The sequence below is a fragment of the Mycolicibacterium aubagnense genome, from assembly GCF_010730955.1.
GTDB lineage: Bacteria > Actinomycetota > Actinomycetes > Mycobacteriales > Mycobacteriaceae > Mycobacterium > Mycobacterium aubagnense.
Genome location: NZ_AP022577.1, coordinates 5815404 through 5834029, shown reverse-complemented (window position 1 = coordinate 5834029; position 18626 = coordinate 5815404). Strand labels below are relative to the sequence as shown.

At 67.6% G+C, this 18626-nt stretch carries 22 protein-coding genes and 1 pseudogene; 10 read left to right on the top strand and 13 right to left on the bottom strand.

Features of this window, described 5'->3' with window-relative positions; all coding sequences use genetic code 11:
• Nucleotides 1–56: 56 nt before the first annotated feature.
• Nucleotides 57–1385, top strand: coding sequence for a DUF349 domain-containing protein (locus G6N59_RS27905; protein WP_138230152.1), 1329 nt, complete (start codon nucleotides 57–59; stop codon nucleotides 1383–1385).
• 15 nt (nucleotides 1386–1400) lie between these two features.
• On the opposite strand, the gene G6N59_RS27900 is transcribed toward G6N59_RS27905, so the two are convergent.
• Both G6N59_RS27900 and G6N59_RS27895 read right to left on the bottom strand, forming a co-directional pair.
• On the bottom strand, nucleotides 1401–1997 hold the full coding sequence (locus tag G6N59_RS27900; protein WP_138230151.1) for an Rv2732c family membrane protein: 597 nt from the start codon (nucleotides 1995–1997) through the stop codon (nucleotides 1401–1403).
• A complete protein-coding gene (locus tag G6N59_RS27895; RefSeq protein WP_138230171.1) occupies nucleotides 1985–3538 on the bottom strand; it encodes a MiaB/RimO family radical SAM methylthiotransferase in 1554 nt (517 codons plus the stop codon). Before G6N59_RS27895 ends, G6N59_RS27900 begins: the two co-directional genes overlap by 13 nt.
• 190 nt (nucleotides 3539–3728) lie before the next feature.
• Between G6N59_RS27895 and G6N59_RS27890 the strand changes: the two genes are divergently transcribed.
• The 4 genes and pseudogenes from G6N59_RS27890 (at nucleotide 3729) to G6N59_RS27880 (ending at nucleotide 7032) form a co-directional block, all read left to right on the top strand.
• Nucleotides 3729–4457 carry an amino acid ABC transporter ATP-binding protein gene (locus tag G6N59_RS27890; RefSeq protein WP_163912150.1) on the top strand — a complete coding sequence of 243 codons (729 nt, stop codon included), beginning with the start codon at nucleotides 3729–3731 and terminating at the stop codon, nucleotides 4455–4457.
• Nucleotides 4458–4483: 26 nt separating this feature from the next.
• Nucleotides 4484–5284: pseudogene (locus tag G6N59_RS31280) on the top strand (glutamate ABC transporter substrate-binding protein); the annotation flags it as partial.
• A 36-nt stretch (nucleotides 5285–5320) separates the two neighbouring features.
• Entirely contained in the window at nucleotides 5321–5995 is a 675-nt protein-coding gene (locus G6N59_RS31275) for an amino acid ABC transporter permease (RefSeq protein WP_234884188.1), read from the top strand.
• A gap of 155 nt (nucleotides 5996–6150) precedes the next feature.
• On the top strand, nucleotides 6151–7032 hold the full coding sequence (locus G6N59_RS27880; protein ID WP_138230150.1) for an amino acid ABC transporter permease: 882 nt from the start codon (nucleotides 6151–6153) through the stop codon (nucleotides 7030–7032).
• Here the strand turns inward: G6N59_RS27880 and G6N59_RS27875 are convergent.
• Entirely contained in the window at nucleotides 6999–7619 is a 621-nt protein-coding gene (locus G6N59_RS27875) for a TetR/AcrR family transcriptional regulator (RefSeq protein WP_138230149.1), read from the bottom strand. The genes G6N59_RS27880 and G6N59_RS27875 overlap by 34 nt on opposite strands.
• 120 nt (nucleotides 7620–7739) lie before the next feature.
• On the opposite strand from G6N59_RS27875, the gene G6N59_RS27870 reads away from it, so the two are divergent.
• Both G6N59_RS27870 and G6N59_RS27865 read left to right on the top strand, forming a co-directional pair.
• The gene (locus G6N59_RS27870) at nucleotides 7740–8495 is read left to right on the top strand and encodes a 3-oxoacyl-ACP reductase family protein (RefSeq protein ID WP_138230148.1); all 756 of its coding nucleotides are present in this window, start codon (nucleotides 7740–7742) and stop codon (nucleotides 8493–8495) included.
• Between the two features lie 106 nt (nucleotides 8496–8601).
• Nucleotides 8602–9489: a hypothetical protein gene (locus G6N59_RS27865; protein WP_138230147.1), complete on the top strand. Its 888-nt coding sequence runs from the start codon at nucleotides 8602–8604 to the stop codon at nucleotides 9487–9489.
• On the opposite strand, the gene recX is transcribed toward G6N59_RS27865, so the two are convergent.
• The 5 genes from recX to G6N59_RS27840 all read right to left on the bottom strand — a co-directional run bounded on the left by recX (nucleotide 9486) and on the right by G6N59_RS27840 (nucleotide 13505).
• Entirely contained in the window at nucleotides 9486–10019 is a 534-nt protein-coding gene (recX, locus tag G6N59_RS27860; protein ID WP_138230146.1) for a recombination regulator RecX, read from the bottom strand. The genes G6N59_RS27865 and recX overlap by 4 nt on opposite strands.
• A complete protein-coding gene (gene recA, locus G6N59_RS27855; protein WP_138230145.1) occupies nucleotides 9988–11040 on the bottom strand; it encodes a recombinase RecA in 1053 nt (350 codons plus the stop codon). Before recA ends, recX begins: the two co-directional genes overlap by 32 nt.
• Before the next feature lie 156 nt (nucleotides 11041–11196).
• Complete coding sequence (locus G6N59_RS27850; RefSeq protein ID WP_138230144.1) at nucleotides 11197–11991, bottom strand: SDR family NAD(P)-dependent oxidoreductase; 795 nt, start codon at nucleotides 11989–11991, stop codon at nucleotides 11197–11199.
• A gap of 134 nt (nucleotides 11992–12125) precedes the next feature.
• Nucleotides 12126–12320, bottom strand: a complete 195-nt coding sequence (locus G6N59_RS27845) for a DUF3046 domain-containing protein (protein ID WP_138230143.1) — start codon at nucleotides 12318–12320, stop codon at nucleotides 12126–12128.
• A 9-nt stretch (nucleotides 12321–12329) separates the two neighbouring features.
• Nucleotides 12330–13505, bottom strand: coding sequence for a glycosyltransferase (locus G6N59_RS27840; protein WP_138230142.1), 1176 nt, complete (start codon nucleotides 13503–13505; stop codon nucleotides 12330–12332).
• 60 nt (nucleotides 13506–13565) lie between these two features.
• Between G6N59_RS27840 and G6N59_RS27835 the strand changes: the two genes are divergently transcribed.
• Together G6N59_RS27835 and G6N59_RS27830 are read left to right on the top strand one after the other, a co-directional pair.
• Nucleotides 13566–14003 carry a limonene-1,2-epoxide hydrolase family protein gene (locus G6N59_RS27835; RefSeq protein ID WP_138230141.1) on the top strand — a complete coding sequence of 146 codons (438 nt, stop codon included), beginning with the start codon at nucleotides 13566–13568 and terminating at the stop codon, nucleotides 14001–14003.
• Nucleotides 14004–14024: 21 nt separating this feature from the next.
• Nucleotides 14025–14468 carry a DUF5313 domain-containing protein gene (locus G6N59_RS27830; protein ID WP_138230140.1) on the top strand — a complete coding sequence of 148 codons (444 nt, stop codon included), beginning with the start codon at nucleotides 14025–14027 and terminating at the stop codon, nucleotides 14466–14468.
• Between the two features lie 14 nt (nucleotides 14469–14482).
• Here the strand turns inward: G6N59_RS27830 and pspM are convergent, their stop codons facing one another.
• The 4 genes from pspM to pgsA form a co-directional block, all read right to left on the bottom strand.
• Nucleotides 14483–15307, bottom strand: a complete 825-nt coding sequence (gene pspM / locus G6N59_RS27825) for a phage shock envelope stress response protein PspM (protein ID WP_138230139.1) — start codon at nucleotides 15305–15307, stop codon at nucleotides 14483–14485.
• A 24-nt stretch (nucleotides 15308–15331) separates the two neighbouring features.
• Nucleotides 15332–16141, bottom strand: coding sequence for a phage shock protein PspA (pspA, locus tag G6N59_RS27820; protein WP_138230138.1), 810 nt, complete (start codon nucleotides 16139–16141; stop codon nucleotides 15332–15334).
• 181 nt (nucleotides 16142–16322) lie between these two features.
• Nucleotides 16323–16676: a transcriptional regulator ClgR gene (gene clgR, locus G6N59_RS27815; RefSeq protein WP_275938279.1), complete on the bottom strand. Its 354-nt coding sequence runs from the start codon at nucleotides 16674–16676 to the stop codon at nucleotides 16323–16325.
• A gap of 118 nt (nucleotides 16677–16794) precedes the next feature.
• Nucleotides 16795–17379 (bottom strand): CDP-diacylglycerol--glycerol-3-phosphate 3-phosphatidyltransferase, encoded by a 585-nt coding sequence (pgsA, locus tag G6N59_RS27810; protein WP_138230137.1) that lies wholly within the window; start codon nucleotides 17377–17379, stop codon nucleotides 16795–16797.
• Between the two features lie 55 nt (nucleotides 17380–17434).
• Between pgsA and G6N59_RS27805 the strand changes: the two genes are divergently transcribed.
• Nucleotides 17435–17956 (top strand): amino-acid N-acetyltransferase, encoded by a 522-nt coding sequence (locus tag G6N59_RS27805; RefSeq protein WP_163911821.1) that lies wholly within the window; start codon nucleotides 17435–17437, stop codon nucleotides 17954–17956.
• Nucleotides 17957–18073: 117 nt separating this feature from the next.
• Here G6N59_RS27805 and G6N59_RS27800 read toward each other — a convergent pair whose 3' ends face one another.
• Nucleotides 18074–18580 carry a DUF4282 domain-containing protein gene (locus G6N59_RS27800; protein ID WP_138230136.1) on the bottom strand — a complete coding sequence of 169 codons (507 nt, stop codon included), beginning with the start codon at nucleotides 18578–18580 and terminating at the stop codon, nucleotides 18074–18076.
• Nucleotides 18581–18626: the final 46 nt, after the last annotated feature.

Here is an 18626-nt window from a genome sequence, read left to right as displayed (position 1 = left end):
CCGCGTCGCGCGGCAGAAGCGTGGGTCACCCCGCGCGCGGGCATGAGGAGCACGATATGACCACCATCGAACCCGGCAACACCCCGAAACCGACTCCTCGGCCCGGTCCGCCGCGTCCCGGTCCCCGGCCCACCGCCAGCTCGAACCATCCCCCGACACCGCCCGCGGCCGTGCCGGTTTCCTGCGATCCGCACCGGTTCGGCCGGGTCGACGCCGACGGCACGGTGTGGCTGATCACCAGCGCCGGTGAACGCAAGATCGCGTCGTGGCAGGCCGGTGACGCCGAGGCCGCGTACGTCCACTTCGGCCGTCGGTACGACGACCTGAGCACCGAGGTCGCGCTGCTGGAGCACCGGCTCGGCAGCGGTAGCGGCGACGCCCGCAAGATCAAGTCCGCCGCCGCGACGCTGCTGGAATCGCTGCCGGACGCATCGGTGCTCGGCGACGTCGACGCCTTGACCGCCCGGCTGACGACCATCGTCGAGCAGGCCGGCGCCAGCGCGCAGGAGGAGCGGGCCAAGCGCGACGAGCTCCGGGCCGCGCAGACCGCCCGCAAGGAAGCCCTGGCTGCCGAGGCCGAGGAGATCGGCGCCAACTCCACGCAGTGGAAGGCCAGCGGCGACCGCTTGCGGGCGATCCTCGACGAGTGGCGCACCATCACCGGCCTGGACCGCAAGGTCGACGACGCGTTGTGGAAGCGCTACTCGGCGGCCCGCGAGGCGTTCAACCGGCGCCGCGGCTCGCACTTCGCCGAGTTGGATCGCGAGCGGGTCGGCGTGCGGCAGGCCAAGGAGGCGCTGTGTGAACGCGCCGAGGCACTGTCCGGCTCGACCGACTGGGGCGCCACCGCCTCGACGTTCCGCGATCTACTGGCGGAGTGGAAGGCCGCGGGCCGCGCGGCCAAGGACGTCGACGACGCGCTGTGGAAACGGTTCAAGGCTGCCCAGGACACGTTCTTCAGCGCCCGCAACGCGGTCAACGCCGAGAAGGACGCCGAGTTCAACGCCAACGCCGACGCCAAGGCGGAGCTGCTGGCCGAGGCCGAGAATATCGACATCAGCGACGTCGACGCGGCACGGGCGGCGTTCAGGGCCATCGGCGACAAATGGGACGCCATCGGCAAGGCCTCGCGCGACCGCACCGCGGAGCTGGAGCGCCGGCTGCGGGCCGTCGAGAAGAAGATCCGCGACGCCGCGCAGAGCGGCTGGACCGATCCGGAGGCGCAGGCCCGGGCCGACCAGTTCCGTGAGCGGGCCGAGCAGTTCGAACGTCAGGCGGAGAAGGCCGAGGCTGCGGGTAAGGCCAAGGACGCCGAAAAAGCGCGGGCCAGTGCTGCGCAGTGGCGGGAGTGGGCCGACGCCGCATCCGCGGCAATCAAGAAGTAGCGGCGGACGCCGCAATCAAGAAGTAGGGCTGTCCGGGCCGTCGAGCAGCCCGCGCTTCTGCTGCTCGGCGGTCGACTCGCGGCGTTGTGCCTCGGCGGCCAGCTGCACTGCGGTGCGCGACCACACCACCCGTGCCCAGTGGAACGTCAGCACGATGACGGCCAGCCACGCCAGGTACAGCCCGAAGCTCGGCCCCGGATACGGGTGCACGACGGTGTTGCGCGACCAGATGGCGAGCATGCCGAGGAAGCAGGACACGGCTGAGCCGGCCAGCGCGATCCACGCCAGGCTCCACCGGCGGGTCAGCAGCGCCAGCATCGAGAAGCCGACGCTGAACACCAGGATCAGCCAGACGAACACCCGCGACGGCAGCAGAATCTTCGCGTCGAGGGCGACCTGATCGCCGAGCAACACGTCGAACCCCTTGACGTTGCCGGTGTGCGGCAGCACGAACGACAGGAGGATCAGGAAGACGCAGATCGCGACGACCATGGCACGGCCACCGGGATCGATTTCGCGGGCGATGCGCTGCTCGGCGGCGTCGATGTCGCCCTTGAACTGCTCGAAGTCGCCGTTCGGCTGTCCGGGCTTGGCGTCGTTCATCGTGAACATCCCTGCTCTGCGGGCGTGACGGGGGGCGCGCCGATCTGCGGCATGCCCAGCCCGACGCCGGTGGTGGGTTTGCGGCCCGCGGCATGTGCGTCACCGGCGCGGGTGCGACGGTGCGACGCGATCGGGGCGTCGGCGATCAGGTGGTGCGGGGCGGCGCCGGTAACGGTCGTGGTGACGATGTCGCCAGGCCGGATGTCGGCGTCTCCCGGGGTGAAGTGCACCAGCCGGCCGTCGCGGGCGCGGCCCGACATCCGGGCGGTCTCGGTGTCTTTGCGGCCCTCGCCGGTGGCCACCAGCAGCTCGACCTCGCGGCCGACCTGGGCGAGGTTCTCCTCCCAGGAGATGCGCTCCTGCAGCTCGATGAGCCGCATATAGCGCTCGGAGACAACCTCTTTGGGGAGCTGGTCAGGCAGTTCGGCGGCCGGGGTCCCGGGCCGCTTGGAGTACTGGAAGGTGAAGGCGCTGGAGAATCGGGCGCGTTCGACGACATCTAACGTGGCCTGGAAGTCCTCTTCGGTCTCCCCCGGGAACCCGACGATGATGTCGGTGGTGATGGCCGCATGCGGGATCGCCGCGCGGACCCGGTCGATGATGCCGAGGTACTTCTCGGCGCGGTAGGACCGGCGCATCTCCTTGAGGATGCGGTCAGATCCCGACTGCAGCGGCATGTGCAGCGTCGGGCAGACGTTCGGGGTGGCCGCCATGGCCTCGATGACGTCGTCGGTGAACTCGGCGGGGTGCGGCGAGGTGAAGCGGACCCGCTCCAGGCCTTCGATGTCGCCGCAGGCGCGCAGCAATTTGGCGAACGCGCCGCGGTCGCGCTCGATCGCCGGGCCCTCCGGGCCTTCACGCAGAAGCTCGGCCCAGGCCGTCGGGTCCTCGCGCAAGCGCTCGTCCGAAGCGAAGGAGACGCCGTAGGCGTTGACGTTCTGGCCCAGCAGCGTGATCTCGAGGACGCCCTGGTCCACGAGCGACCGGACTTCGGCCAGGATGTCGCCGGGTCGCCGGTCGACCTCCTTGCCGCGCAGCGAGGGCACGATGCAGAACGTGCAGGTGTTGTTGCAGCCCACCGAGATCGAAACCCAAGCGGCATAAGAGGATTCGCGCGTGGCCGGCAGCGCCGACGGGAATTCCTGGAGCGCCTCGACGATCTCGACCTGCGCTTCGCGGTTGTGCCGGGCCCGCTCCAGCAGCACCGGCAGCGAGCCGATGTTGTGCGTACCGAACACGACGTCGACCCACGGCGCCTTGCTCAGTACCGTGTCGCGGTCCTTCTGCGCGAGGCAGCCGCCGACGGCGATCTGCATGTTCGGATCGGCTTCCTTGCGCGGCGCCAGGTGGCTGATGTTGCCGTAGAGCTTGTTGTCGGCGTTCTCCCGCACCGCGCAGGTGTTGAACACGACCACGTCGGCATCGGCACCCTCGTCGGCCCGCTGGTATCCGGCGTCTTCCAGGAGACCGGCCAGCCGTTCGGAGTCGTGGACGTTCATCTGGCACCCATAGGTGCGGACCTGATAGGTGCGCCCGGTCCCGGAACCCATAGCAGACTCCGTGACGTCAGCTTCCACGTCCGGAGTCGCTGTCGAAATCACGTGCCAATCGTACGGGCGGCGCGTTTTATACCAAATTTGCCGAAGGCATTCCGGGTTTCTGTGAGAGATCCGCGCGCCGTGACGTACCTGGGTAGGGTCTGTGAGCATGGTCACCGGCGAGCCGTCACCAGCCACCCCGATGATCTCGGTCAAGGGGGTCAACAAGCACTTCGGTGCACTGCATGTTCTGAGAGACATCAATCTCGAAGTCCCCCGCGGTCAGGTGGTCGTGCTGCTGGGACCGTCGGGTTCGGGCAAGTCGACGTTGTGCCGCACCATCAACCGGCTGGAGACCATCGACTCCGGATCGATCCACATCGACGGTGAGCTACTGCCCGAGGAGGGCCGCAAGCTTGCCACGCTGCGGTCCGAGGTGGGCATGGTGTTCCAGTCGTTCAATCTGTTCGCGCACAAGACGATTCTCGAAAACGTCACCCTCGCGCCGATGAGGGTCCGCGGCAAGGGCAAGGAGGAGGCGCGCACGAAGGGGCTCGAACTGCTCGAGCGGGTGGGGGTCGCCAACCAGGCCGACAAGTACCCGGCGCAGCTGTCCGGTGGTCAGCAGCAGCGCGTCGCCATCGCCCGCTCGCTGGCCATGGGCCCGAAGGTCATGCTGTTCGACGAGCCCACCAGCGCGCTGGATCCCGAGATGGTCAACGAGGTGCTCTCGGTGATGACGTCCCTGGCGACCGACGGCATGACCATGATCGTGGTGACGCACGAGATGGGCTTCGCCCGCCGGGCGTCCAACCGGGTGGTGTTCATGGCCGACGGCACCATCGTCGAGGACGCCGAGCCCGACGAATTCTTCACCGCGCCGAAGTCCAACCGGGCCCGGGATTTCCTGGGCAAGATCCTGGACCACTGATCGTGGAACGATCAATCAGGCCGCAGCTGACGCCGCAGGCGTTCCGCCGTCTCGCCGCGGTCACCGTGCTGATCGCCGCGTTACTGACGCTGAGCGCGTGTGGCGGCACCAGCAAGAAGATCACCATCGGCACCAAGTTCGACCAACCCGGTCTGGCCGCGAAGAAGCCAGACGGCACCCTGGCCGGCTTCGACATCGACGTCGCGACGTACGTCGCCGGGCAGCTCGGCTATCAGCCCGGTGACATCGAGTGGAAAGAGGCCCCGTCGGGTCAGCGCGAGAACCTGATCCAGAACCGCCAGGTCGACTTCATCGTGGCCACCTACTCGATCACCGACGCCCGTAAGCAGAAGGTGTCGTTCGGCGGTCCGTATCTGGTCACCGGCCAGAGCCTGCTGGTGCGCGCCGACAACAACGAGATCACCAGTGTCGAGTCGCTGCAGAACCACAAGAAGCTGTGCTCGGTGTCGGGTTCCACACCGGCGCAACGCATCAAGGACAAATATCCGGGCGTGCAGCTACAGCAGTACGACACCTACTCGGCCTGTCTCGAGGCCGTGAAGACCGGCGCCATCGATGCGCTCAGCACCGACGAGGTGATCCTGGCCGGCTACGCCGCCCAGACCCCGGGCGCGTTCAAACTGGTCGGCAAGCCCTTCTCGGTGGAGAAGTACGGCATCGGATTGCTCAAGGGCGACAAGGAATTACGCCAGAAGATCAACGACGCCATCGAGAAGATGCAGAAGACCGGTGAGTGGCAGGCCGCATTCGACCGCAACCTGGGGCCGGCCGGCCTGTCTGCGCCGGCGCCTCCCCCGCTGGACGCCGACATCAATGGCGCCGGCGGATCGAAGCGCGTCGATCTGTGGGGCACCTACGGCGGCAAGATTCTGGCCGCGTTCTGGACGACGATCCAACTCACGCTGCTCGCCGGGGTCGGTGCGCTGATCCTCGGCACAATGCTGGCCGCGATGCGGCTGTCGCCGGTGCCGGTGCTGCGCTGGCTGGGCACGGCGTACGTCAACGTGGTCCGTAACACCCCGTTGACGCTGATCATCCTGTTCTGCTCGTTCGGCATCGGGAACACCCTGCGGATCACCCTGGTCGATCCACATTCGCCGACAGCCGTGGTGGACAGCAACTTTCGGCTCGCGGCTCTCGGGTTGACCGTCTACACCGCGTCATTCGTGTGCGAGACGTTGCGCTCGGGCATCAACACCGTGCCGCTGGGCCAGGCCGAAGCCGCGCGCTCGCTGGGCCTGAGCTTCGGGCAGAACCTGCGGATGATCTTGCTGCCGCAGGCTTTTCGCGCGGTGCTCAACCCGCTGGGTTCCGTGTTGATCGCCTTGGTGAAGAACACCACCATCGCATCGGCCATCGGTGTCGCCGAGGCGGCGCTGCTGATGAAGGAGATGATCGAGAACACCGCGGCACTGCTGGCGGTCGGTTCGATCTTCGCCGCTGGTTTCGTGGTCCTGACATTGCCGTTGGGGCTGTTGTTCAGTTGGTTGGGTAAGCGATACGCGGTGGTTCGGTGATGAGCGCTTGCGCGAAGAACAGAAGACCCGCGAGCGCTTGCGCGAAGAACAGAGGGCTGTGATGAGCGCTTGCGCGAAGAACAGAAGACCCGCGAGCGCTTGCGCGAAGAACAGAGGACTCTGATGAGCGCTTGCGCGAAGAACAGAGGGCTGTGATGACATCCTCCGCCGTCCTCTACGACGCCCCGGGACCGCGGGCGCAGCGTCGCAACCTGGTTTTCGCCGCCGTCATCGTCGCGGTGATCATTGCGATGGCCGGCTGGGTGCTGTGGCAGTTCGAGTCCAAAGGCCAACTGACCGAAGCGAAGTGGCACCCGTTCCTGACCGCGAACCTGTGGACGACGTACGTGCTGCCGGGTGCCGTCGGCACGTTGACGGCGGCGGCGGTGTCGATCGTGCTGGCGCTGGTGCTGGGTCTACTGCTGGGCATGGGCCGGCTGTCCGAAGCCCGCGCGGTGCGGTGGGCGTGCTCGGTGTTCGTCGAGTTCTTCCGCGCCGTCCCCGTGCTGATCATGATGCTGTTCGCGTACTTCCTGTTCGCGTTGTACGACGTCTTCCCGTCACGGCAGCTCGCGCTCGCCGGCGTGATCACCGGGCTGACGCTGTACAACGGCGCCGTGATCGCGGAGATCGTGCGCGCCGGCGTGTACGCGCTGCCCCGCGGGCAACGTGAGGCTGCCGTGGCACTGGGTCTGCGACCCGGTCAGACGCTGCGGCTGATCCTGCTCCCCCAGGCCGTGACGTCGATGCTGCCCGTGTTGGTGTCCCAGATGGTGGTGGTGCTCAAGGACACCGCCATCGGCTACCAGATCACCTTCGTCGAGATGGTCCGCCAGGGCACCAACATCGGTTCGGCGTACAGCAATTACATCCCCGCGCTGCTGGTGATCGCGGTGCTGATGATCAGCCTCAACTTCGCGCTGTCGGCGCTGGCGACCCGACTCGAACGCCGGTTGCGGAGGTCGCGACGCGCCCCGGAGCCACTGCCGGTGAATACCGGTGTTCAGGACGACACGCCAGGCACACCGGCGGCCTGAGGCGCCATCGGCCAGGCCCGGAGAGCCTGATCCGCCACCGCGTGCAGTTCGTCACGGTCGGCAACGCTGTTGGCTTGGACCGCCAGACCCTGACTGATCGCACCGATCCAGCGCGCCAACAGCTCCGGGTCCGCCCCGGGTAGTTCGCCCACGAGCTGGGCAGCCCGGAATCGTTCGGCCAGCTCCGTGATTCCGTCTTCGCGAAGCTGGGCCAGCTCGGCGTGCAACTCTGTCGCCTCATCGCCGGCGGCCAGCGCACTTTGCACCAGCAGGCATCCGCGCGGGCCCGCTGTCCCGGACGACGCGTCGACGGCGCCGTGCACCATGGCGTACGCCGTTTCCCATGCGGTGGGCAGGGCGAGCGCACGCTCGGCGTATCCGCCGGGCCCGGCCTGGTAGCGCCGCACGGCAGCCCGAAAGAGGTCCGCCTTGGAACCGTATTCGGCGTACAGGCTGCGGCGGTTGATGCCGGTCGCAGCCGTGAGGTCACTGATGGACACCCCGTCATAGCCGTGCGCCCAGAACAACCGCATCGCGATGTCGAGAACGGACTCGGGGTCGAACATGCGCGGTCTACCGATCGGCATCAACCCTCCCGATGTGATCCGGGCCACAGTTCGGAATGAAGCCCGGCCGTGGCGCCTTGTCCTGAGCGTACTTAGTAACCGATTGGTTCGAAAGAATCATTCCACGACGGGGAGAAGCTCATGAGCACCACTTCGGAAGCGCCGCTCGCGGGGCGGCGCGCACTGGTCACCGGCGGTTCCCGCGGCATCGGCGCCGCGACCGTACGCCGACTCGCGGCAGACGGCGCAGCGGTGGCGTTCACCTACCAGTCCTCGCCCGACGCCGCGCAGGACCTGGTCGACGAACTCGAGGCGACCGGCGCGAAGGTAGCCGCGATCAAGGCCGACAGCGCCGACGCACTGGCCGTCGCCGCAGCGGTGGACGAAGCGGTCGAGCGACTCGGCGGACTGGACATCCTGGTCAACAACGCCGGCGTCGCGCAGGGCGCACCGATCGAGTCGTTCCCGCTGGAGGACTTCGACCGGATGCTGGCCATCAACGTGAAGGCAGTCTTTGCCGCCATCCAGCGTGCCGTGCCGCACTTGGGCGCCGGCGGCCGCATCATCACCATCGGCAGTGTGAACGCCGACCGGGTGCCGACCGTCGGGTTCTCGGTCTACGCCCTGACCAAGGCCGCAGTCGCCGGACTGACCCGAGGCCTCGTGCGCGAACTCGGCCCGCGCGGCATCACCGTCAACACCATCCAGCCGGGACCGGTCGCGACCGACATGAATCCCGACACCGGCGACTTCGCCGACGAGCTTCGCCCGCTCATCGCGGTCGGCCAGTACGGGCAGCCTCGCGATATCGCCAGTGCCGTCGCTTATCTGGCCCATCCAGAGTCCGGGTTCGTCACGGGCGTCACCTGGAACATCGACGGCGGCTTCGTGATCTGACGCCGCACGCCGACCGACCCAATCCCGCGGGGTTCGCCTTCCGGTGAACCCCGCGGGTACGCATGTCGTGTCCCGTAGAGAGGTTCACTCGATTCCGGGAGGCGTCATGAGCGTCGAGGTTCGTGCGTTGACGGCAGTTCCAGTTCCGGCCCAATCCATCGCAGCGCTGTGCACAGCGTGTTTGGTCCTGGCCGCGGCGTCACCGCCAGGCCACGCCCGCAACCAATCGGTGCCCGTCCTGGCACCCCCGAGCATCTCTCTGACCGCCCAGCCGCTGCCGCTACCGCTCGATCTGCTCAATCAGCAGGTGGTGTTCAACGTCGGGCTGTTCGCCGATTGGGTCGCCACCGGTGCCGCACTGTTCCAGCGCCAGACACAGGTGCCCGGAGCGTTCGTGACCGACCTAAGCGCCGGCGTACCACCGCAAACCGCTGTGGCTCGGGCTTTGAGCGCCTTCGCCGACATCGAGGTCGAAGCCGGACGCGATCTGATCGGGTTCGCCCAAGATTTCGCGAACTTCCAGCTCCAGTTCCGCGCCACCACCCTGTCGGCGTTCCCGCCATTCAACGCAGGACCTGGTCAACAGTTCGTCGTCGCCACCACCGCCTTCGGCCTCAACCTGGTGCAGGGCATAGCCGACTTCGCCCTGGCGATGGTCACCGGAGCACAGCAGTTCACCCATGGCTTGCTGGGTACGCCGCTGCCGGTGGCGCCACTCAAGACCGGCGCCGTCGCCGCCACCAGCATTCCCGTCATCACGCCGAAAACACTGCTGGGACAAAAACAGTCAGCCGTCAACACCTTCAGTCCCACGACGACCAGCGTCGGCAAGCCCACCGGACAACGCCCGCTGACCGCCGTGATCAACACCGTCACCGACCCACCGAAAGGCCTTGGCGTCCAGACACATTCATTCCAGACGCATCAGCCCGACGGCAACACCCCGCAAGGCAAGACCCATCAATCCTCGAACAAGGGACCCCACCACCACTAGACCACGCGGCGCTGACGCTCCTGCGTGAGCTGAGTGCTGACGACATCGAAGGCCATGCCTTGGCTGTAGCCACGACGTGCCAACATCGCGACCAGACGCCGGGTCACCTTCATCTCGTCGTCGAGGTTTTCCCGCCGCAGCTTGGCGGCAACGAGCTCCTCGGCTCGCACCCGCCACTCTCCCGTGTCGACGCTGTCGAGTGTCTCGGCGATCACCTCGGCGTCGATGCCTTTGGTCCGCAGCTCAGAAGCCAAGGCACGCTTGCCTTTTCCCGCATTGGTACGACGTTCCCGTACCCACTGCTCAGCAAACGCCGCGTCGTCCACCAGCCCGACCTCCGTGAGCCGGTCGAGTACGCGGGTACTGACATCGTCAGGAAAGCCGCGCTTGGTCAGCTGCGCCCCGAGTTCGGCCCGACTACGCGCGCGGGTGGTGAGCAGACGCAGACACACGTCCCGTGCCTGCTCCTCACGCCGCGGCGCGTCAGCCGGCTCCGCCTTAGAAGTCGACTGGGGCGGGAAGGACGTCATCAGCCGCACCATCGGTCAGAACCGCACCGATACCGAGCTTCTCTTTGATCTTCTTCTCGATCTCGTTGGCGGCGTCCAGGTTTTGCAGCAGGAAGTTACGGGCGTTTTCCTTGCCCTGCCCCAGCTGCTCGCCGTCGTAGGTGAACCACGAACCCGACTTCCGGATGAAGCCGTGCTCGACACCCATGTCGATGAGCGAGCCCTCGCGAGAGATGCCGCGGCCGTAAAGAATGTCGAACTCGGCCTGCTTGAACGGCGGCGCCACCTTGTTCTTGACGATCTTGACGCGGGTGCGGTTACCGACCGCGTCGGTGCCGTCCTTGAGCGTCTCGATGCGGCGCACGTCCATACGCACCGAGGCGTAGAACTTCAAAGCCTTACCACCCGTGGTGGTTTCGGGCGAGCCGAACATGACACCGATCTTCTCGCGCAGCTGGTTGATGAAGATGGCGGTGGTGCCGGAATTGTTCAGCGCGCCGGTCATCTTGCGCAGCGCCTGGCTCATCAGACGGGCCTGCAGACCGACGTGACTGTCACCCATCTCGCCCTCGATCTCGGCGCGCGGCACCAGGGCGGCAACCGAGTCGATGACCAGGATGTCGATGGCGCCGGAGCGCACCAGCATGTCGGCGATCTCCAGGGCCTGCTCACCGGTGTCAGGCTGAGAGACCAGCAGTGCGTCGGTGTCCACACCGAGCTTCTTGGCGTACTCGGGGTCCAGCGCGTGCTCGGCGTCGATGAACGCCGCGATCCCGCCGGCGGCTTGCGCGTTGGCCACCGCGTGCAGGGCGACCGTGGTCTTACCCGAGGATTCCGGGCCGTAGATCTCGACGACGCGGCCGCGCGGCAGACCGCCGATACCGAGCGCGACATCCAGTGCGATGGACCCGGTCGGGATGACCGAAATCGGTTGGCGGGTCTCTTCTCCCAGCCGCATGACCGAGCCCTTGCCGAAACTCTTGTCGATCTGTGCCAGCGCAAGTTCGAGTGCCTTCTCGCGATCTGGGGCCTGTGCTGCCATGGTGGTCTCCGTCCTCGTGGGTGTCCGTTGATCGGGTTTCCGATCGGTTGGCCGTGACGCTAGATGAGGCCACCGACAAGTTTTTCGAACTGCACCCACAGTAGCGAACAGATGTTCGATTTCAAGCAGACACGCCGAACGATGCCACTCAGGCGGTCACAGAGAACGCTGGCGTCGCAGTCCCAGCATCCTCATCAGAGACAGGGCCCGCAGGCCCGCGGCAGGGGCGACATCGGTGCCGCGCGCGATCACTCCTCGCCAGCGCGGCACCACGCGGAAGATCTGGCGGGAGTCCATCAGCTCCATCGCGGCCCGGGCCACGTCTTCGGCCGCCAGCGGCTTGGGTCCCGAGAACAGCAGGGCGGCACCGGGATCGTGGGTCGTCGCGGTGACCATCTCGGTGTTCACCACATCCGGACACAGCGCGCGGGCCCGGATCGGCAGGCCGGCACTACGCAGTTCACCCTGCAGCGAAGTGGTGTAGGAGAGCACTGCCGCCTTGCTCGCCGCGTATACCGCCAGTCCGGGAACCGGGGTCAGTGCGGAAATTGAGGCGACGTTGAGGATGACGCCGCCGCCGGCCCCCATGGCGTTGACCGCCGCCGCACAGCCCGCCATCATCCCGCGAACATTGATGTCGAGGGTCTGGGTGACGTGCTCGGCCGGCTGCTCCCAGCAGTTGCCCGCGTGTAGCACTCCGGCGTTGTTGACCCACACCGCAAGTCGTCCCCGCTCGGCAGCTGCCGCGGCCACGGCCACATGACCGGCGACCTCGCGCACGTCCTGGGCCATCCCCCACGCGCCGTGCCCGACGACCTCGGCAGCCCGCTGCGCGGCGTTCCCATCGACGTCGGTGATCAGCACGCGGTGACCTTGCGAGGCAAGAGCTTTCGCGATGGCCAGGCCGATCCCCCGGCCGGCTCCGGTGACGACAGCAACGGTGGCACTCATCGGCCATCCTCCTCGGTGATCATGTTCCATGGTGACTGACCGAAGAACGCTAACGAGGCCGGGGCGCCGAACACCATGTCGTCGAGCCACAAACACCGCGGTTCAGCTGGTCGCCGGAGACCAAAAAGCTCACGTCACCATTGATCGCGCGGGACATCGAAATCCGCGCACAGGGCCCGCCACACGTCACGGGGGTCGACCCCGGCCTCGATCGCCTGGGCCGGAGTACGACCGCCGAGGACGGCCAGCACATGGTCGGCCACCAACGCAGCACCGCGCGCCGCACCGAACTGGTCTTCGATCAGCAGGGTGAATTCGGTCAGTCGCACCGAACCAACCTACTCAGCATGAACGCGCAACGCCGCCCGGCACACGGCCACCGGGTCGGCGACGCCCGCTCCACTGTTGCCGGCCCGTCGTGCGGCATCCCGGTAGGAGTGCGCCGACAGGACTCGGCCGACGGCCGCCGTCAACGAGTCCGCGGTCAACGGCCGGATCAGCTCACCACTGCCCTGCCGCACAATCCGATTGGCGATCTCCCACTGGTCGCCACCACCGGGCACCACCACCAGCGGTACCCCGGCCAGCAGCGTCTTGGACACGATGCCGTGGCCGCCTCCGCAGATCATCACGTCGGCCCGTTTCAGCAGCTCGTCCTGGCGGCCGAGTCCGACCGCGGCCCACGGCGGCACCGGCGCATCGGGGCCGCGCAGCCGGGACACGACGACACGCGCGCCAGCGGGCAGCGTCCGTCCCGGGATCAGCGCCTCCAGGGCCAGATCATCGAGGCCCTGCATCCCCGTCGTGGCCGTCGACGGCGCCACCACGACGACCGGGCCCGAACCGGCAGGTACGTCGAGCACCGCGGTTGTCGGCTCGAAGTGAAGCGGCCCGACGACGACGGCTTCGGCCGGCCAGTCCGGGCGCGGCACCTCCAGTCCGGGCAGGGTCGCGATCAACCGCCGCGCCGGCCCGGGATCGGTTGCGGGCAGGCCGATTCCGACGCGCGCCGCCGACCGCTGCCGGTCCCCCTGGCGTACCGAACGCGCCGTGAAGAAACGCAGCATCGCGTCGCGCAACCGGCCCCGCACCCCCACGCCCGGAGCCAGCCCACTGCCCAGCGGCGGCAGGGCCTTCGACGGCAGGTACAGCGGGTGCGGCGTGAGCTCGACCCACGGCAGCCCCATCAGCTCGGCAGCCATGCCGCCGCAGGCCGTGATGACGTCGGATACCACCAGCTCCGGAGCCAGCTCCCTCAGCACCGGCACATTGAGCACCGCCATCCGGGCCGCTCGCTCGTGAATCTTGGCCCCCGAGTCGAGGTCGTCGTCGCCATCCTCGGGGTCCAGCCCCAGCAGCTCCCGCGCCTCAAGCCCGGCCGCCCGCGCCGTCTCGAGCCATTGCCGGCCCGTCAGCAGCACGGGTCGGTCGCCGGCAGCGTGAAACCGGAGGCACAACGCGAGAGCCGGAAAGGCATGGCCGGGGTCCGGCCCGGCAACCACCGCGACGCGCATCGGGTCACCCTGTCACACCGGGCCCTGTGCGCCGTCGGGCAGGCGCATTACGGTGACCGTATGACACAGAGCACACCGGCAGTGACTCAGACCAACGCCGAGATCGTCGAAACCTTCCTCTACGCCCTGCAGGCCGCGGACATGGACACGGCAGACCGTCTGCTCGACGACAACCTCGTCTACGAGAACGTCGGCCTGCCCACCATCCACGGTCGCGCTCGCGCCATGAAGCTGTTCCGCCCGATGCAGAAGGGTCCGGTCGGTTTCGAGGTGAAGTTCCACCGCATCGTCGGCGAGGGCACCACGGTCCTCAACGAACGCACCGACGCGCTGGTCATCGGACCCGTGCGTCTGCAGTTCTGGGTCTGCGGCGTGTTCGAGGTGCACGACGGCAAGATCACGCTGTGGCGCGACTACTTCGACATGTTCGACATGGTCAAGGCCACCGTGCGCGGCCTCCTCGGGGCCGCCGTCCCGGCCCTGCGACCGACCATGTAGCCACCGGTAAAATTGGCCACCATGGCCAACGAGAATCGCCCGAAGCCCAACGCCTGGCAGTACATCAAGTACAGCTATGGCGGCCGGCTGCCCGACTCGATGCGGGCCTGGGTGACCGAGGACCTCGTCGGTGAGGGCGCGACGCTGCGGATCATCATGCGGATGTTCATTCCGGCGTTCCTGATCCTGATCCCGATCTGGTTCCTGCCCGAACTTCTCGGCATCCACGGGTCGTCGGACCTCGTCATCCGCCTCAGCGCGACGGTCCCCATCCTGATCCCGGTGATCTACTTCTCCCATGCGCTGAACAAGATCTGGCGCCGGCACATGCTGGTCAAACACGACATCGACCCGAAACTGCTCGACCAGGTGCTGCGCCAGAAGAACGCCCACATCCACGCGGCCTACGAGGAGCGGTATGGCCGACGGAGCGATGACGGCACCGGCAGTTCCACCACGATCTAGTGATGACGCCGCCGTCAGGCCTGGCGCAGGCGTCCGAGTTCGTCGAAGGCCTGTGCCCAGGCGCTGAGCCGGTCGGTGGCGGCGACCAGTTCGCTGCGGTAGCGCTGCTCGGCCATGGCCCGCGCCGAGCCCGCACCGCTGCTGGCTGCTGACACCAATTGCGCTGCCGCCGTGGCAATCTCGGTGTACTGCCGCACCCCCGCGTCCAGCTGGGCCGCGTGGGCCTTGATGGTCGGTGCCAGATGCGCGCGGGACTGGGGTATCGAGCCGGCGGCCCGCTCCATCGCGACCACTTCTCTGGCCGTACCGGCCAGCGCCGCGGCCGACACATTGGCCGCGGCGGTCACCTCGGCGATCTCGGCGGCGGGCAGCAACTGGCCGCGCTGGATGACGCTCAGCAGGGAGTACAGCCCACGTTCGGCCGACGCGAGCGTTTCCATCGGACGCCGTGCCGCCGAGCTCCTGGGCGGCAGCAGTCGCGAGGTCCGCACGGGTGGCAGTGGTTCGCCACGCAGCCAGCGGTAGCGCAGGAAGCACAGGGTCGCCAGGAACGCGGCGCCACCAGCGATGGGGCCGGTGATGATCAGCACCCAGAACGGGGTGCTCCAGGCGGCCAGCAGCGCCGTCAACCCGATCCAGAATGCACTGGCGCCGGCGAACAACCAGCCCAACCGCAGTGCCCAGCGCCGCTTGCGCAGCAGCCGGGCCCGCGGGTCGGCGGCCGCGCCGAGGCGCTGGGCCACCAGGTCGGACAATTCGGCAGCGGTGTCGATACCGCGTTGCAGGACTGCCTGCCACCCCCGGGTCTCCCCGGGACGGCCGGCCGACTGGGCTTTCACCGCTGCCCCCTCACATCTCAGAAATTATTGCGACAGCGGGTTTTCCGGTGCCGGGTTGGCTGCCGGAGCCGCCGGCGTGGCCGGCGCGGCGGCGCCGCCGGACGGCAGGGAGTTGCCCTGCATCGAGGCGCGGATCTGCTCCAGTCGCGAATGCCCGGCCATCTGCACGCTGGCCTGCTGCACCTCCATCATGCGGCCCTGAACCGAGTTCTGCGCCAGCTCGGCGGAACCCATGGCGTTGGCGTAGCGGCGCTCGATCTTGTCGCGCACCTCGTCAAGGCTCGGGGTGTTGCCTGGCGCGGCGATCTCGGTCATGGAGCGCAGCGAGGCGCTGACCTGCTCCTGCATCTTGGCCTGCTCCAGCTGGGACAGCAGCTTGGTGCGCTCGGCGATCTTCTGCTGCAGCACCATGGCGTTCTGCTCGACGGCCTTCTTGGCCTGGGTCGCGGCCTGCAGCGACTGGTCGTGCAGACCCTTGAGGTCCTCGACACTCTGCTCGGCCGTCACCAACTGGGCGGCGAACGCCTCGGCGGCGTTGTTGTATTCGGTGGCCTTGGCGACGTCACCGGCAGACGTGGCCTGGTCGGCCAGGGTGAGGGCCTGACGGACGTTGGCCTGCAGCTTCTCGATGTCGGCAAGCTGGCGGTTCAGCCGCATCTCGAGCTGGCGCTGGTTGCCGATGACCGAGGCCGCCTGCTGGGTCAGGGCCTGGTGCTGGCGCTGGGCCTCCTCGATCGCCTGCTGAATCTGCACCTTCGGGTCGGCGTATTCGTCAACCTTGGAGCTGAACAGCGCCATGAGGTACTTCCAGGCTTTGACAAAGGGATTGGCCATGAGATCGGTCCGCCTTCGTGTCGTTCGTGATTCGGGATCGGTTAACGGTTTGCCCCGGCCGCATGGCTGCCAGCGCGTCTAGAGCCAACCTAGTAGGTATGGACAGCCGGACGCAGCCCGCATGCACTATTGGGCGCGGCGGCTGCCATGCGCGTCTTGCTGCGGTTCAGGCTGCGCTAGCTCACGCAACGGCCATGGCGAGATGCTGAGGGATGACGACCTTGGTCGCGACGTCGATGTTGGCCACCGTGCGGTCGGCCTCGGCGCGCTCGGTGCGCAGCATCTGCTCGGCAGCGTCGGCCAGTACCTGCGACAGCGGCATCTCCAGGGCGCCGCAGATGGCGCCGAGCAGTTCACTCGACGGTTCCTTGCGGCCCCGTTCGACCTCGGACAGGTAACCCAGGCTCACCCGAGCACCGTCGGACACCTCGCGCAGTGTGCGTCCCTGCCCGGTACGGGCCTGACGCAGCACGTCGCCGATGACCTCACGCAGCAACATCGCTTCCCGGCGCTTCGCTTGCCCAGATGTCGTCATCGTGTTTCCCTTCGCCCTGAAGTAACAGCAGCCGCGCAGCCCGGCCGGACCACCCGTTCTACACGGTCTTGTAGGCACCAACGCGGCAACGCACCGCTTTGGTTCCCGCGGGGACGAATCAGGGCCGACGAAACGCCGAGACGACATAGTCGATCCCCGTCAGCACCGTCAGCACCACCGCGGCCCACATCAAGACCCAGGCGGTGGTCAGCCACGGGGCGGGCCAGGCGTGCAGGGGCAGCACGAACAGACCGATCGCCACTGCCTGTACCAGCGTCTTGAGCTTGCCGCCACGGCTGGCGGGAATGACGCCGCGCCGGATCACCGCGAAGCGCAACAGGGTCACCGCGAGCTCGCGGGCCAGGATGACGACGGTGATCCACCACGGCAGGTCTCCGAGCATCGACAGCCCGATCAGTGCGGCCCCGATCAGGGCCTTGTCCGCGATCGGGTCGGCCAGCTTGCCGAATTCGGTGACCATGTCGAAGCTGCGGGCGATCTCGCCGTCGAACCGGTCGGTGATGACGGCCGCCGCGAAAACGACGAAAGCGGCTATCCGCCAACGGGTTTCGTGACCGTCACCGGCGAAGAGCGCCGCCAGGAACACGGGCACCAGCACGATGCGCAGCCCGGTCAGCAGATTGGCGATGTTCGCCACGCCGGCACGCGAGGCGCGCGGATCGGTATCTGACTGGCCTGTCACCGACACAGGATATCCGGTCACCTACCGGGCCATACGCAGCCGATACCCTCCACATGTGAGCGACGCACCGAAACCGGGCACCACAGGGCTGGTGGTTCGCCGCGCCCGGACTTCCGACGTCCCGGGAATCAAGGCCCTCGTGGACATCTACGCGGGAAAGATCCTGCTGGAGAAGAACCTGGTCACCCTCTACGAGGCGGTCCAGGAGTTCTGGGTGGCCGACCTGGGCGGCGAGATCGTCGGCTGCGGCGCGTTGCACGTGCTGTGGGCCGACCTCGGCGAGGTGCGTACCGTCGCGGCCCATCCGAAGGTGCGCGGCATGGGCGTCGGGCACGCAGTGGTGGCGCAGCTGCTCGACGTGGCGCGGGAGCTGGAGCTGCAGCGCGTCTTCGTGCTCACCTTCGAGACCGACTTCTTCAGCCGGCATGGCTTCAAGGAGATCGAGGGCACGCCCGTCACCGCAGAGGTGTACGAGGAGATGTGCCGCTCATACGACACCGGTGTGGCCGAGTTCCTGGACCTCTCCTACGTGAAGCCGAACACCCTGGGCAACACCCGGATGATCGTCACGCTGTGAGGCCGGCGACGGCAGGCGGCCTGGTGCTCGCCGTGGCGCTGCCCCACACCGGCAAAGAAACGCCGACGCCACCGCAACAGACCATGTCTGCCCGGTACGAGACGTGCTGAACCGCCGCTAGTCGGCGGTGTCGGTCGCGGCTGCCCGCCGCGCGACGATCCGGTCCCGCATATCCATGATCGCGGCCCTCCGGCGGGACCGGCCACCACGGCCGAACGACGGGAGCGTCGGGATCACGTCGATCTTGTCCGATACCCCGATCATCAGCTCGGCGATCTCCAGCACGAGCTCGTTGAGCTCGTCGACCTGCCGGCCCATCGCCATGAACGCACTCAGCGACTCCAGGACCACCCGCGCCACCAGCACGATCGCCACGCAGGTGACCGGGCCGGCGAGGAACAACCAGAACACGCCGAGCAGCGCGGACAGCTCGAACGCCACGACGGCGCCCGCGAGATACAAAACCACCGCACCGGCGATGACAAGCCCGTACAACAGCGGAACCACGTGCTGCGCCGTCGACTTCCGGAATCCGAGGTCGGTGAATGCCGTCAGCGCAGGCCAGCTGCGACCACCGGATTCGACCTCTGCATCGAGCTCCTCGGTGCGCGAAATGTCAACCACGGCAAAGCCTCCTTAAGGAGTCCAGCCTCCCACAGTCGGCGCCCCG

Bases quoted from the DNA above. Each gene is read 5' to 3' on its own strand.
- G6N59_RS27870 (WP_138230148.1), top strand. From the start codon at position 7,740: ATGAGCACCACTTCGGAAGCGCCGCTCGCGGGGCGGCGCGCACTGGTC.
- G6N59_RS27880 (WP_138230150.1), top strand. From the start codon at position 6,151: ATGACATCCTCCGCCGTCCTCTACGACGCCCCGGGACCGCGGGCGCAG.
- G6N59_RS27830 (WP_138230140.1), top strand. From the start codon at position 14,025: ATGGCCAACGAGAATCGCCCGAAGCCCAACGCCTGGCAGTACATCAAG.
- G6N59_RS27900 (WP_138230151.1), bottom strand. From the start codon at position 1,997: ATGTTCACGATGAACGACGCCAAGCCCGGACAGCCGAACGGCGACTTC.
- G6N59_RS27835 (WP_138230141.1), top strand. From the start codon at position 13,566: ATGACACAGAGCACACCGGCAGTGACTCAGACCAACGCCGAGATCGTC.
- G6N59_RS27895 (WP_138230171.1), bottom strand. From the start codon at position 3,538: ATGGGTTCCGGGACCGGGCGCACCTATCAGGTCCGCACCTATGGGTGC.
- recX (WP_138230146.1), bottom strand. From the start codon at position 10,019: ATGACGTCCTTCCCGCCCCAGTCGACTTCTAAGGCGGAGCCGGCTGAC.
- G6N59_RS27875 (WP_138230149.1), bottom strand. From the start codon at position 7,619: ATGCCGATCGGTAGACCGCGCATGTTCGACCCCGAGTCCGTTCTCGAC.
- G6N59_RS27890 (WP_163912150.1), top strand. From the start codon at position 3,729: ATGATCTCGGTCAAGGGGGTCAACAAGCACTTCGGTGCACTGCATGTT.
- G6N59_RS27905 (WP_138230152.1), top strand. From the start codon at position 57: ATGACCACCATCGAACCCGGCAACACCCCGAAACCGACTCCTCGGCCC.
- recA (WP_138230145.1), bottom strand. From the start codon at position 11,040: ATGGCAGCACAGGCCCCAGATCGCGAGAAGGCACTCGAACTTGCGCTG.
- G6N59_RS27850 (WP_138230144.1), bottom strand. From the start codon at position 11,991: ATGAGTGCCACCGTTGCTGTCGTCACCGGAGCCGGCCGGGGGATCGGC.
- pspA (WP_138230138.1), bottom strand. From the start codon at position 16,141: ATGGCCAATCCCTTTGTCAAAGCCTGGAAGTACCTCATGGCGCTGTTC.
- G6N59_RS27840 (WP_138230142.1), bottom strand. From the start codon at position 13,505: ATGCGCGTCGCGGTGGTTGCCGGGCCGGACCCCGGCCATGCCTTTCCG.
- G6N59_RS27865 (WP_138230147.1), top strand. From the start codon at position 8,602: ATGAGCGTCGAGGTTCGTGCGTTGACGGCAGTTCCAGTTCCGGCCCAA.
- clgR (WP_275938279.1), bottom strand. From the start codon at position 16,676: ATGACGACATCTGGGCAAGCGAAGCGCCGGGAAGCGATGTTGCTGCGT.